Genomic DNA, 12,148 nt, shown 5'->3' on the forward strand with positions numbered 1-12,148 from the left:
CGCTTTCTTTTGCCTACTTTTCTTTGCGGCGGCAAAGAAAAGTAGGTGCCGCCCCGCACAGGGGCAACGCCTGCGCCGCGAGGCGCTATCGCGGATGCCCGCGCAAAGGGCAAACACACACCGGCAAAGCCTGCGCCGCGAAGGCGCATTGCGGATGCCCGCGCAAAGGGCAATCACACATCGGCAATGCCTGCGCCGCGAAGGCGCTAACCCGGATGCCCGCGCAAAGGGCAATCACACACCGGCAAAGCCCGCGCTGTGAAGGCGCCATCGCGGATGCCCGCGCAAAGGGCAAACACACACCGGCAACGCCTGCGCCGCGAACGCGTCACGCGGATGCGAGCGAAGAAGCAAAAAAACAAAAGGTGTCGCAGACAAGAAAACCTAAGAGCAGAACTTCGTCAACAAGCTCATCTGCGCATTGCGCGAAGACTTCCCGGGCCGCCGCCGGCGATAATGCCCGTCGCTCTGCATCAGCCACGCTGCCTGGTTGTCGCCGAGAAACGCCGACAGTCCTTCAGCGATGACGCGCCGCTTCAACCGCCGGTTGTTGATCGGAAACGCCACCTCGACACGCCGGAAGAAGTTCCGGTCCATCCAGTCCGCGCTCGACAGATAGACCTGCTCCCGACCGTCGTCGTAGAAGTAGAAGATCCGGTGATGCTCGAGAAACCGCCCGACGATCGAGCGCACTGTGATGTTCTCCGACAGCCCCTCGACGCCCGGCTGCAGCGCGCACACGCCCCGCACGATCAGATCGATCTTCACGCCTGCTTGCGAGGCCTCGTACAGCTCCGCGATGACAGTCGGCTCCAGTAGCGCGTTCATCTTCGCGACGATGCGCGCCCGCTTGCCCGCGCGCGCGTGTTCGGCCTCGGCGCGAATCGCGTCGACGAGTTTCGGATGCAGCGTGAACGGCGATTGCCACAACTCGTGCAACGGCAACTCGCCGCCGATCCCCGTCAGTTGCTGGAACACGTGATGCACGTCTTCGCAGATTTTCTGGTCGGCCGTCATCAGGCCGAAGTCGGTGTAAAGGCGCGCCGTGCGCGGATGATAGTTGCCCGTGCCCAGGTGCGCGTAGCGCTTCAGAATCGACCTGCCGCCTTCCGACACGCGACGCACGATCAGCATCATCTTCGCGTGGCACTTGTGGCCGACCACGCCATACACGACATGCGCGCCCACGGCTTCGAGCTGCGACGCCCAGTTGATGTTCGTCTCTTCGTCGAAGCGCGCGAGCAGCTCCACGACGACCGTCACTTCCTTGCCGTTGCGCGCGGCCTGCATCAGCGCGTCCATCAGCGGCGAATCGGTGCCCGTGCGATAGATGGTCTGCTTGATCGCGACCACGTTCGGATCTTTCGCGGCCTGCAGCAGCAGTTCAAGCACCGGCTGGAAACTTTCGTACGGATGATGCAGCAGCACATCGCCCTGATCGATCACGTCGAACAGACTCGCGCTGTTGGCAATCTGCGCGGGCGTGGCGGGAATGTGCGGGACGAACTTCAGGTCGGGCCGGTCGACCATCTCGGGTAACTGCATCAGACGCACGAGGTTCACGGGGCCGTCGACGTGATAGCAATCCTTCGGCGAGAGCCCGCTTTCATCGAGCAGCCGGCGCACGAGATGCGGGGGCGTTTCCGCCGACACTTCGAGACGCACCGCGTTGCCCAGGTGGCGCGCGGGCAGTTCGCCCTGCAGCGCGACGCGCAAGTTGGTGATTTCGTCTTCGTCGACGAACAGTTCGCTGTTGCGCGTGATGCGGAACTGGTTGCAACTGCGCACGGCGAGATTCGGGAACAGCTCGCCGACAAAGCGCTGCAGCAGCGAGCTCAGCAGTACGAAGCCATGCGGATAGCCCGACAGGTCCTGCGGCATGCGCACGAGGCGCGGCAGCGCGCGCGGCGCCTGCACGATGCCCATCACAGCCTGGCGGCCGAACGCGTCCTTGCCTTCCAGCTCGACGACGAAATTCAGGCTCTTGTTCAACACGCGCGGAAACGGGTGTGCGGGATCGAGACCGATGGGCGTCAGGACGGGCAATAGTTCATCGAAGAAGTAGTTGCGCGCCCATTCCGTCTGCGCCTCGTTCCATGCTTCCGTGCCGTGAAAATAAATGCCTTCGTCTTCGAGCGCGGGCAGGACTGTGTCGTGCAGCATCGTGTACTGACGATGCACGAGCTTCTGCGCGCGTTCGACAACGAGGTCGTAGCAATGCTGCAGCGACATGCCATCGGGAGACAACGCGCCGGGATTGTCGCGCATCTGCTCCTGGAGACCGGCCATCCGGACTTCGAAGAATTCGTCGAGGTTGCTGCTGGTGATGCAGATGAAGCGCAAGCGTTCGAGTAGGGGAACGGCCGGGTCCGCAGCTTGCGCGAGCACACGCTCGTTGAAGCCCAGAATGCCCAGCTCGCGATTCAAAAGAGGGTAGCGGTTGGACATCGGCGGGGCGAAGGAAAGTTCTGGAGATGACTCGAAAGGACGCTCGGAAATTCTCACAGTATGATGACAGGTGCATGAATTTGGCATTTGTCATGATTTTACGCTTTTGCTACGTCATGTCGTAAATATGACGCAAGCGTACGTGACCATAGCGCTCGACAATGGCCGAGGTGATCGCGTAATGTCGAGTACGCTTAAAATGGCGACTTTGAACCACGCGCCAATGCGCGCCCAGAATGCGGGCGCACGCTTCGGGCGCATACGATCCTCACACTCGATGGTCAACACTCCGCCTCTGCTTGCCGCCGTCGATCTCGGCTCGAACAGCTTCCGTCTGATCGTGGGCCGCGTCGAAGAAACCGAAGCAGGCAGCCAGATCTATCAGGTCGACGCGCTGCGCGAGCCGGTGCGGCTTGGAGCGGGCCTGTCGCGCGAAAAGATGCTTGACCGTGCCTCGCAGGTGCGCGGCTGGGATGCGCTGAAGCGCTTCGGCGAGCGTCTGCGAGACTTCCATCCCGATCACGTGCGCGCCGTCGCGACCAACACGCTGCGCGTCGCGAAGAATGCCGAAGAATTTCTCGGCGAAGCAGAAGCCTCACTGGGCTTTCCGATCGAAGTGATCGCGGGCCGCGAAGAGGCTCGCCTGATTTATGCAGGCGCCGCGCATTCCGTGCCCGCCAGCGCGGGCAAGCGGCTCGTCGTCGATATCGGCGGCGGCTCGACCGAGTTCATCATCGGATCGCACTACACGCCGATCCGCATGGAAAGCCTGTACATCGGCTGCGTGAGCCACAGCCGCCAGTTTTTTCCGGCCGGCAACGTCGACGACTTCACGATGCGTCAGGCCGAACTCGCGGCCTCGCGCGAAATCCAGATCATTTCCGCCGGCTACAAGGCCGAGGGCTGGGAGCAGGGCATCGGCTCGTCGGGCACGGCGCGCGCGCTGGCGGAACTCATCGAGGCGAACGGTTTCAATGATCCCGGCATCACACACGGCATTTCGCGCGGCGGGCTCGAACGTCTGAAGCGCGCGCTGATCAAGGCGGAAAACGTCAACCGGCTGAAGCTCATCGCGCTCAAACCCGATCGCGTGCCCGTGCTCGCGGGCGGCCTGTCGATCATGATCGCCGTGTTCGACGAACTCGGCGTCGACTATGTCGACACCACCGACGGCGCGCTGCGGCTGGGCGTGCTGTACGACCTGCTCGGACGCTCGCAGCATCAGGACATGCGCACCGTCACGGTGGAAGGTTTCATGCGGCGCTACGGCGTCGATCGCGCGCAGGCGAGCCGCATCGGCGAACTGGCGGTGCACTTCTACAACCAGCTCGACGAGGCCGACGCCGACACGCGCGAAGAAAACCGCATGTTTCTCGGCTGGGCGGCCGCGCTGCACGAGATTGGGCTGTCCATCGCGCACAGCGCGTACCACAAGCATTCCGCGTATATCGCGAGCAACGCGGACATGCCAGGCTTCTCGCGCACGGACCAGGCGCGCCTCGCGGCGCTCGTCGTCGGTCACGCGGGCAAGCTGGGCAAGCTCGCGCAAACGCGCGATCTCGAATGGAAGCTGCTGTTCTGTTTGCGGCTCGCCGCGCTCTTTTGCCGTCGCCGCGCCGACGCGGGCTTGCCGGACATTCACGTGTCGGAAGCGAATGGCGGCTATGAGGTGCGGCTGCCCAATTCGTGGGTGGCGAACAATCCGCTGACCGACTACAGCCTGATCCAGGAAGCCGCGGAGTGGGAGAAGATCCGGACGCCGTATCGCGTGGTGTATACGGACGACTGATCGCTCATGACGCTGCTACGCGGCGTACGCGTTGAGCATGCGTCTTACAACTCGCGACATCCGCGAAGCAAACAGCCGATCAGCTCAGGCGTGCGAGCGCAAAGGCCCCCTTCATACCGACATCCGCGCCGCAAATGCGCAACGCGGATGTCGGCGAAAGCGGCGGAAAACGCTGTTTATCGCGGCAAGGCGTCGCCGAGGAAATGACGCGCATAGCGCGCATTGATCTCCGACAGGCGGAACAGCGTCAGGAAATCGGCCGTATTGAAGTCGGGGTCCCACGCCGGCGCGCCGCAAATCTTGGCGCCAAGACGCAGATAACCCTTGATGAGCGGCGGCGGTGCGACCTTCGCACCCGTCTGCAGTTCGTCGACGGGCAGCGGCGTGTGCGGGAATGCGTGGTACTCGGGCGTCGTGAGCGCGTCGTCTTGCAGCGATGCATACAGGTTCGCCGCGTAGTGGCCGCCGTCGGCCATCGCGACACTCGCGCAGCCGAGCATCGTCTCGTAGCCGTTGTGCTGCATATACGAGCCGAGGCCTGCCCACAACGACATGATCACCGAGCCGCTGCGATAGTCGGGATGCACGCACGAGCGGCCCACTTCGACCATCTTGGAGCGCAGATGCGTGAGGCGCGACACGTCGAATTCGCCTTCGGCATACAGGCGGCCGATGCGGGCTGCCTGATGCGGCGGCAGCACGCGGTAGGTGCCGACCACTTTGAGGGTGTCGAGGTCGCGTACGATCAGGTGATCGCAGTAAGCGTCGAACGAATCGACGTCGAGGCCCGCGGGGCCCGACAGGCGCGCGCCCATTTCCTCGGCGAAGACGCGGTAACGCAGGCGCTGTGCTTCGCGAAGCTCCTCATCGGTGCGCGCCCACGACACTTGCAGACGATGCTGGGCGGTAACCGTTTCTTCCGTGCGGGGCAGACGGCGGCGCGGCTCGAGGATCGATGCGAAGGGCAGAGTAGGCGTCGGCAGTTCTCGCATGTGGCGTTCCTGGTCGAAAAGATGAAATTCGCTTCGACGCCAATGTAGTAACGGCGGGTGACGCTCACGTGGCAACCCTATGACGATTCGATGACGTGTCGTAAGCCCTACGCTTTCGCGCCGCCTTCGGCGCGTTTGAACTTTTGCCCGTTGTATTGACGGCACGCGGGCCGTGCGGCGCGGCTCAGACCAGATCGGACGTGATTGCGGCGCGCAGGACGGCCTGTTCGTCGTTGCCGCGCAGACGGCTTTCGATCCACCAGATCGCCGATTTCTTGATCGGCCAGCTCGCGCTGCTGCCCGCGAGCAGATGTGCGGCGACGTGGCCGAGCGTCGGCTGATGCCCGACGATCACGACGGTCGGCGCGATCCCCTCTGGCCAGCCGGCCGCGGCGAGGACGGCGGCGACGCTCGCGTCGGGCGCGATCTCGCGCACCACGCGGTACTGGTCGGTCAGCGATTCGGCCGTCTGAACGGTGCGTGTGGCGGGGCTGGCGAGGATCACGGCGTCGTCGGGAAGGCGCGCGCGCAGCCATTTGGCCGACGCCTGCGCCTGCTTGCGGCCGCGCGTGGTCAACTGGCGGGCGAGATCGCTTGCGGCGACGTCTTCGGCTTCGGCGTGGCGCCAGAGGATCAGGTTCATGGCGATGTCTCCAGAGTGGGTGTCGTGCCAATCGACAGTATGGACAGCACCAGGCGAGGGGAGTTTGGTTTTATCGCGGATGAGTGTCCGGATGGACGGGTGCGCGCGGTCGGTGTGCGCGGTTTTGGGTGTGCAAGAATGCAAAAACCCGCGTCACCAAAGGCGACGCGGGTTTCTGTACGGCTGTGTTGGTGGTCGGAGCGATAGGATTCGAACCTACGACCCTCTGATCCCAAATCAGATGCGCTACCAGGCTGCGCTACGCTCCGACGCGAGCCCGCGATTCTATCCGCTCCGATGGCTGCGCGTCAATCTCGGCGAATCATGACAGAAACCGAAACCGCATCAGCGCGTGAAACGTCATAACTGGCCCATCAGCAGCAACACGATCACCACGACGAGTACTATGCCGACGATCCCTGTCGGGCGATAGCCCCACTCGCGGCTGTACGGCCAGCTTGGCAAGGCGCCGATCAAGAGCAGGATTAGCACGATCAGCAGAATGGTTCCGAGGGTCATGTTATCTCTCCTTATATGGCCGGGCCACAAACGGAAACCGCTTGGCGCGCGTCAAGGCGTGACCGATGCGCGTCGGCGGCCGGATTGTCGGGCGCGCGGGATGCGCGCCCGGTGACCTTGGAACCAGCAAGCGGTATGCCCGGTAGCGCGGCAATTGGGACGCAACGGAAGGGGAGAGAAGTGCGCGTTGAAGTCGCGCGCCGATGCGACAAGGCAAGTGCCACCCGCGCGCGCACTTGACGCGCGGGAGCGGGCCTGGATGGCGACGGCCAGAACGGTCGCGCCGCAAGTGCAGCGCGTCTGGCTTCAGTCGGCTTATGAGTCGGCTTTAATGTCTGCGGCGCATTTTGCCGAGCATGTGATGTTCGGAGAGCCAGTGGTGCATCATGCCTTCGCCGTCATGTTCGCGGCGATACGTGCGCGACTCGAATACGGAAAGCGCGACGAGCACCAGCAAACCCACGGCGAGTCCCACCAGTCCTGCGATCGATTCAGCATCCATGACGGCCTCCTTCGACGACGGCAACCATGCGTACATAGTAGGACAACGGCCGCGGCAAGTGGCGGCAAGTTAGCGCGATCCTGTTCGGCGGCGCGCATCGCGCTTTGCGGTTAGACTCGTGGCCCCGACGTCACCCGTCGTTGCCCACATCCTGGCCGAAAAGTTCATGAAACGCTTCCTGTACTGCACATCGCTGTGTTCGCTATTGGCTCTGTCGGCGTGTGCCGATGATCCCGCCATTCATCATCACGCGCCGCCCAAAGATCCCGCCGACTACCACGGCGTGCCCACCGACGACCGTCCGCCGTCGATGATCGACGCCCCTGCTGCCGCGCCGAAATAATCGCCGCGGATCGCGCTGCGTCGCAAAGCTGAAAGCGGCGGCACGCAGCCTTTGCGCGATCAGACGCGGCTCAAGCGCAGCTCAAAAGCGGCTCACGCGCACCTCAAGCGCAGCTCGAAAGCGGGTCAACCCCGGCGCGTCCCTATCTCCGGTCCGACATCGCGTGCGAGACGCGGCAGCCGCCGCGCCAGCGTGAGCCCGCGCGCGGCCATGAAGATCATCAGCGCGGCCCACAGGCCGTGATTGCCGTGCGTGCCGGCGAGCGCCCAGGAAGCCGCCAGAAACACGCCCAGCGACACGGCCATCGATGTCATCAGATCGCGCGTGCGCGTCGCGCCGATAAACACGCCGTCGAGCAGAAACCCCCACACGGAAATGACGGGCGACAGCACGGTCCAGGGCAGGAACGCTTCTGCCGTGGCGCGCACGGCCTGCTGGTCCGTGAGCCGCTCGATGATCCACGCCCCGGCGACCCAGTAGACGAGCGTAAACGCGAGCGCGCCCAGCGCCGACCAGAACATCGTCACCTTGACGGCCTGCGTGAACGCATCGCGATTGCGCGCGCCGATCGCCGCGCCGACGAGCGCTTCCGCCGCGTGCGCGAAGCCGTCGAGCCCATACGCCATGAAGGTCTGGAAATTCAGCAGCAAAGCGTTCGCGGCGAGCGTCGCGTCGCCCTGTTTCGCACCGAGATGCGCGAACCACGCGAACGTGCCGAGCAGGCACATCGTGCGCACGAAGATGTCGCGGTTGATCGTCACCATGCGCCTGAGGGCAGCGCGCTCGAATAGCGCGGACCGGTCAAGCGCAGGCAGGCCGCGCGGACGCATCTGCCACAGCAGCGCCGTGCCGAACAGGAAGCCCAGCGCGTCGGCTGTGGCCGTCGCGGCGCCGATGCCCGCCACGCCCCAATCGAACGCATACACGTACAGCAGCACGGCGACGATGTTGACTGTGTTGATAAACACCTGCGTCGCGAGCGCGACGCGCACGCGCTGCGTCCCCAGCAGCCAGCCCAGCACGACGTAGTTGGCGAGCGCGAGTGGCGCGGCCCAGATGCGCGCGTGGCAGTAGGCGCGCGCGTGGCGCTGCACATCGCCGCTGCCGCCGATCGCGCGCACCGCGAAATCGATGAGGGGAGCCTGCAGCGCCAGCACGATCGCACCGATCGCGAACGCGAGCAGTAGCGCGCGCACGATGTTCATGCGCAGCCCCGCCTGATCGTTTGCGCCGAACGACTGCGCGACGAGCCCCGTCGTGCCCATGCGCAGAAAGCCGAAGCCCCAGAACACGAAGTTGAAGAACAGCCCGCCGAGCGCGACGCCGCCAAGATACGACGCGCCGTCCAGATGCCCGGCGACGGCCGTATCGACGGCGCCGAGGATCGGCTGGGTCAGGTTCGCGAGGACGATCGGAAACGCGAGCGTCAGTACGCGGCGATGCCAGCGGGCAGGCACGGCGGGCGTGGGGGCGGCGTCGGAAGCCGGAGCCGCCGCCGAACCTGACAGCGAAGCAGACGACGAGGCAGACGACGAAGCAGACGACGCGTCGGGCGCGGCGGCGCCGCCGGCCTGGTCGGCGCGGTGGCTCAACCGCGCTCCTGCACGCAAACCCACGGCGACACGACGACGGCCCACAACTCGGGGTCGCGTGCCGCGAAGTCGGCAGCCGTGTTCGACTGCACGCGCTCGACGAGTCCCGCCGACAGCCATTGCGAGACTTGCGTCGTGTCGTCGCTGGCGATCGCCTCGGCGACGCTCACGAGGTCGAGATCGCGCGCGACGCGCAGCAGCATGCCGCGTGCGAAGAAGCGCTCGAGTTCCGACCAGCCGATTTTCGCGGTTTCGCCGAGCAGTTTCTGGTAGAGCGGGCTTTGTGGGGTGTAGGGGGAGGTCATGACGTCGATGGACAGCGGTGCGTGACGGGGCGCGACGGCGGCAAGCGCCGGCACGGGCGGGCGTAACTATAAACCATAGCCGATGCCAGGCCGGTCATCGCCATTCATCGCCCTGTGCGCGCGTTCAATACGCCGGATACGCAGAAAAGCGATGCCCGTGCATTGTTAGATCCGACGAATCGGCCGCGGGATTCGTGTCCGAAAGGTGCGTTGGCGCACCAATTTCATCGATGCCAGCCATCCGTCTGAAATGCACAAATGGGCAGTAGATGGCAGTGCCGAACAATTTAGCCGCGCAGTTTTTACGATGCTGCAGGACGCCCGTCCGCATTGGGTTTCGAAGCAACGGATCAATGCACCCGGAGAGTATCGCAATCGAAAAACAGGTAGATTCGGTTTCCAGATTGACGGCTGAGCCGCCCGCTTTGCGCACGAACCGTGCGCCGACTCACACTATTTGCACAATTAATCGATTGCGTGGGTATGGGGGGCGTTGCTAGATTTCGTTTCGGCGCATGGTGAACCGGTCCTTTGCCGATATGCGCCGAACCCCCGTTAGCCCGGCCTCGTGCCGGGCCTTTTTTTGTCCGCGCGACGTAAAGATAAGACGACAAACGGCGCCCGATGTCATTGCTTGCAGCGGATCACCATCGACCGGTTTTTCACGTTGGCGCCGAGCACGCCGCCAAGCGAGCCGCCCGCCGTGCCGCCGTTGTCGACGTCCTTCGAGACCACGTCGTAGCCGTACGCGCCGCACGCGTCGCCCGCGCGCTTGTAGCATTCGCCCCAGTTCTGGCTGGCGTCGCTGCCGCTGCAGTTGATCGCGAAGCCGGTGTCGCCGTTAGGCAGATAAGTGAGCGTCGTCGAGCCGGAACTGGCGCAGCCTGCAAGGCCCGCGAGGGAGACGATCGCGAGGCTGGCCGCCGTCGCACGGACTGCCGCAAGGGCGTTTTTCATCGAGTTGTCCTCTCTGTATCGTTGCGCGCGTCGACGCGCTGTCGGCGGACGTGGCACGGACCGTGCCCCCCGCCATCGATGATGGAGCCGCGCGCGGCCCGTTGGGTTCCCGCACGCGAATTGCGTGATCCGGGCGCGTCGGGCCGCGAGCGTCAAATGTTGCCGCCCCCGATCGCAGCACAGCTGTGTACCCGCAGTCGCCACCGCCGTCGCCACCCGCGCGATGCCCGGCGCCGATGACGCGCGTCAGCGCGGCGGCAGCGAGCGTGCCGGATCGATCGAACGGCCCGCGTAACGCAGCTCGAAATGCAGCATCACGCGATCGTTGTCGGAATCGCCCATTTCGGCGATCTTCTGGCCTTGCTGCACCGTTTCGCCTTCCTTCACGAGCAGCGCGCGGTTGTGCGCGTACGCGGTCAGGTAGTCGGCGTTGTGCTTGATGATGAGCAGATTGCCGTAGCCGCGCAGGCCGTTGCTCGCATATACGACGGTGCCGCCCGCCGCCGCGAACACGGGCGTGCCTGCGGCATTGGCGATATCGATGCCCTTCGAATTGTTGCCGTCGAAGCCGCGGATCACATTGCCGCTTGCCGGCCAGACCAGCGAAATCGACTGAGCTGGCGTCGAAGGCGTATCGGCGGCCGCGCTGCGTGAAGACGACGCACTCGCCGAAGAACCGGCCGAAGCGCCCGCGCTGCTGCCGCTGCGCGCCGCACCCGTGCTCGCCGTCGCCATGCCCGGCGGCGGCGCGACGCGCAGCACTTGACCGACCTCGATCGAATCGGGGTTCGACAGGTTGTTCCAGCGCACGATGCTCTGCACCGACGCGCGGTTGCTGCGCGCGATCTTGTACAGCGTGTCGCCCCGTTCGACGCGATAGTAGCCCGGTCCCACGGGAGCCGAGCCGCATGCGGCCAGTGCTGCCGTGATCGACAGGCAGACCAGCCGTCTGATTCTTGTTGTCAACATTGGACCTCGCAAGACGCCGCCGCGCGCCGATCCCGATCACGCGGCAGATGCAAAACGCCAGATTCTAACGGTTTTGCAAGGCGCCACCCGTTTTCGAGTCCCGTCGGAGCGCGACGCGCAGGCCGCGCATCGCGTGAAGGAAGCGCGGCGATCAGGGCAACGTACCGACGACGATGCGCAGCGCCGCCGTTTCCGTATCGCCCGGTTCCAGCCAGCGCAGGCCCTGGCCGTTGTGGATCGCGTCGGGCAGTCCCAGCCACGGCTCGACGCAGAAGAAGTCCGACTCTGGTTTCTCTGTCCACGTCGTGACGGCGAACCAGGGCACCGAGCCGGGCCGCTGCAGGTCGATCGTGATGCTGCGGTTCAGCCCCAGCGCCACCATGCGCACGAGATGATCGGGCGCGCCATCGAGACAATGGAAGCGGTCCATGATGCGAGGATCGTCGAGGCGGTAATCCGGCTCGCCCGCCTCGCCCGGCGTGATCGCGCCGTCGGGCAACTGATGGCGGCGCACCGTGCGCGGCAGTTCGAGTACCGTTTCGCCGCGCTGCGCGTGCGGCAGCGCGAAGTAGAAGTGGTGGCCCGCATAGTAGGGCAGCGGCGCGCCGCCGGCCGCGCGCGTGTTGGTCGTGATCAATTCGACGTCGAGCGTGTGCGCGTCGGTGAGCGTGTACTTCGCCTCGAAGCGGAAGCTGAACGGATAGCCGGCGCGCGTCGCGTCGCTGTCGGTGAGCGTCATGGTGACCGAGCGTGCCGCTTCGTCGACGCTCGCCTCGAACGGAAGGTCGCGCGCGAAGCCGTGCATCGGCAGTTCGCGCACGGTGCCGTGCTCGTCCTTCCAGCGCCCGATCTGGCCGTCGACGAAATGACGGCCGAGAAACGGAAACAGCAGCGGATTGCCGCCGCGCACGCGTGCCGGCTGGCTCCAGTCCGCGTGCTCGGGCCAGAAGATCACCGACTGGCCGTCGATGTCCCATGACAGCAGGCGGCCGCCCGCCTGCGGTGCGATGCGCAGCAAGGAAGCGCCGTGTGCGATCTCGATGATGTCCTGTGACTGGAATTGAGGCATGGCAGTGACGATTGAAGGCG

The 12,148-nt window shown here is 64.9% G+C and carries 12 protein-coding genes and 1 tRNA gene; 2 read left to right on the forward strand and 11 right to left on the reverse strand.

The features are described 5' to 3' along the window. Positions 1–384: 384 nt before the first annotated feature. Positions 385–2,448, reverse strand: coding sequence for a polyphosphate kinase 1 (gene ppk1 / locus H3V53_RS32625; protein WP_336601364.1), 2,064 nt, complete (start codon positions 2,446–2,448; stop codon positions 385–387). A 223-nt stretch (positions 2,449–2,671) separates the two neighbouring features. On the opposite strand from ppk1, the gene ppx reads away from it, so the two are divergent. Further along, the gene (gene ppx, locus H3V53_RS32630; protein ID WP_336601365.1) at positions 2,672–4,237 is read left to right on the forward strand and encodes an exopolyphosphatase; all 1,566 of its coding nucleotides are present in this window, start codon (positions 2,672–2,674) and stop codon (positions 4,235–4,237) included. A gap of 176 nt (positions 4,238–4,413) precedes the next feature. On the opposite strand, the gene H3V53_RS32635 is transcribed toward ppx, so the two are convergent. The 5 genes from H3V53_RS32635 to H3V53_RS32655 all read right to left on the reverse strand — a co-directional run bounded on the left by H3V53_RS32635 (position 4,414) and on the right by H3V53_RS32655 (position 6,893). Then, positions 4,414–5,229 carry a GNAT family N-acetyltransferase gene (locus tag H3V53_RS32635; protein WP_336601366.1) on the reverse strand — a complete coding sequence of 272 codons (816 nt, stop codon included), beginning with the start codon at positions 5,227–5,229 and terminating at the stop codon, positions 4,414–4,416. A 184-nt stretch (positions 5,230–5,413) separates the two neighbouring features. Further along, a complete protein-coding gene (locus H3V53_RS32640) occupies positions 5,414–5,872 on the reverse strand; it encodes a histidine phosphatase family protein (RefSeq protein ID WP_054924947.1) in 459 nt (152 codons plus the stop codon). A gap of 192 nt (positions 5,873–6,064) precedes the next feature. Then, positions 6,065–6,141: transfer RNA gene (locus tag H3V53_RS32645), tRNA-Pro, on the reverse strand. 91 nt (positions 6,142–6,232) lie between these two features. Next, positions 6,233–6,391, reverse strand: coding sequence for a DUF3309 family protein (locus H3V53_RS32650; protein WP_336601367.1), 159 nt, complete (start codon positions 6,389–6,391; stop codon positions 6,233–6,235). 328 nt (positions 6,392–6,719) lie between these two features. Beyond that, on the reverse strand, positions 6,720–6,893 hold the full coding sequence (locus H3V53_RS32655) for a hypothetical protein (protein ID WP_336601368.1): 174 nt from the start codon (positions 6,891–6,893) through the stop codon (positions 6,720–6,722). A gap of 166 nt (positions 6,894–7,059) precedes the next feature. Here H3V53_RS32655 and H3V53_RS32660 point away from each other — a divergent pair, with 166 nt between their 5' ends. Further along, a complete protein-coding gene (locus tag H3V53_RS32660; protein ID WP_336601369.1) occupies positions 7,060–7,236 on the forward strand; it encodes a hypothetical protein in 177 nt (58 codons plus the stop codon). Between the two features lie 125 nt (positions 7,237–7,361). Here the strand turns inward: H3V53_RS32660 and H3V53_RS32665 are convergent, their stop codons facing one another. From H3V53_RS32665 to H3V53_RS32685, 5 genes are all read right to left on the reverse strand, one after another. Beyond that, positions 7,362–8,744, reverse strand: a complete 1,383-nt coding sequence (locus H3V53_RS32665; RefSeq protein WP_336601392.1) for an MATE family efflux transporter — start codon at positions 8,742–8,744, stop codon at positions 7,362–7,364. 80 nt (positions 8,745–8,824) lie between these two features. Further along, positions 8,825–9,133, reverse strand: coding sequence for a DUF2288 domain-containing protein (locus H3V53_RS32670; RefSeq protein ID WP_336601370.1), 309 nt, complete (start codon positions 9,131–9,133; stop codon positions 8,825–8,827). A 627-nt stretch (positions 9,134–9,760) separates the two neighbouring features. Next, positions 9,761–10,090, reverse strand: a complete 330-nt coding sequence (locus H3V53_RS32675; protein WP_336601371.1) for a hypothetical protein — start codon at positions 10,088–10,090, stop codon at positions 9,761–9,763. A gap of 246 nt (positions 10,091–10,336) precedes the next feature. Further along, on the reverse strand, positions 10,337–11,059 hold the full coding sequence (locus H3V53_RS32680) for a peptidoglycan DD-metalloendopeptidase family protein (RefSeq protein WP_336601372.1): 723 nt from the start codon (positions 11,057–11,059) through the stop codon (positions 10,337–10,339). Between the two features lie 151 nt (positions 11,060–11,210). Then, positions 11,211–12,128, reverse strand: a complete 918-nt coding sequence (locus H3V53_RS32685; RefSeq protein ID WP_336601373.1) for an aldose epimerase family protein — start codon at positions 12,126–12,128, stop codon at positions 11,211–11,213. Between the last annotated feature and the right edge of the window lie 20 nt (positions 12,129–12,148).

It is taken from the genome of Paraburkholderia bengalensis (assembly GCF_037126505.1).
GTDB lineage: Bacteria > Pseudomonadota > Gammaproteobacteria > Burkholderiales > Burkholderiaceae > Paraburkholderia > Paraburkholderia bengalensis.

Bases quoted from the DNA above. Each gene is read 5' to 3' on its own strand.
- ppx (WP_336601365.1), top strand. From the start codon at position 2,672: ATGCGCGCCCAGAATGCGGGCGCACGCTTCGGGCGCATACGATCCTCA.
- H3V53_RS32675 (WP_336601371.1), bottom strand. From the start codon at position 10,090: ATGAAAAACGCCCTTGCGGCAGTCCGTGCGACGGCGGCCAGCCTCGCG.
- H3V53_RS32685 (WP_336601373.1), bottom strand. From the start codon at position 12,128: ATGCCTCAATTCCAGTCACAGGACATCATCGAGATCGCACACGGCGCT.
- H3V53_RS32680 (WP_336601372.1), bottom strand. From the start codon at position 11,059: ATGTTGACAACAAGAATCAGACGGCTGGTCTGCCTGTCGATCACGGCA.
- H3V53_RS32655 (WP_336601368.1), bottom strand. From the start codon at position 6,893: ATGGATGCTGAATCGATCGCAGGACTGGTGGGACTCGCCGTGGGTTTG.
- H3V53_RS32635 (WP_336601366.1), bottom strand. From the start codon at position 5,229: ATGCGAGAACTGCCGACGCCTACTCTGCCCTTCGCATCGATCCTCGAG.
- H3V53_RS32660 (WP_336601369.1), top strand. From the start codon at position 7,060: ATGAAACGCTTCCTGTACTGCACATCGCTGTGTTCGCTATTGGCTCTG.
- H3V53_RS32670 (WP_336601370.1), bottom strand. From the start codon at position 9,133: ATGACCTCCCCCTACACCCCACAAAGCCCGCTCTACCAGAAACTGCTC.
- ppk1 (WP_336601364.1), bottom strand. From the start codon at position 2,448: ATGTCCAACCGCTACCCTCTTTTGAATCGCGAGCTGGGCATTCTGGGC.
- H3V53_RS32650 (WP_336601367.1), bottom strand. From the start codon at position 6,391: ATGACCCTCGGAACCATTCTGCTGATCGTGCTAATCCTGCTCTTGATC.
- H3V53_RS32640 (WP_054924947.1), bottom strand. From the start codon at position 5,872: ATGAACCTGATCCTCTGGCGCCACGCCGAAGCCGAAGACGTCGCCGCA.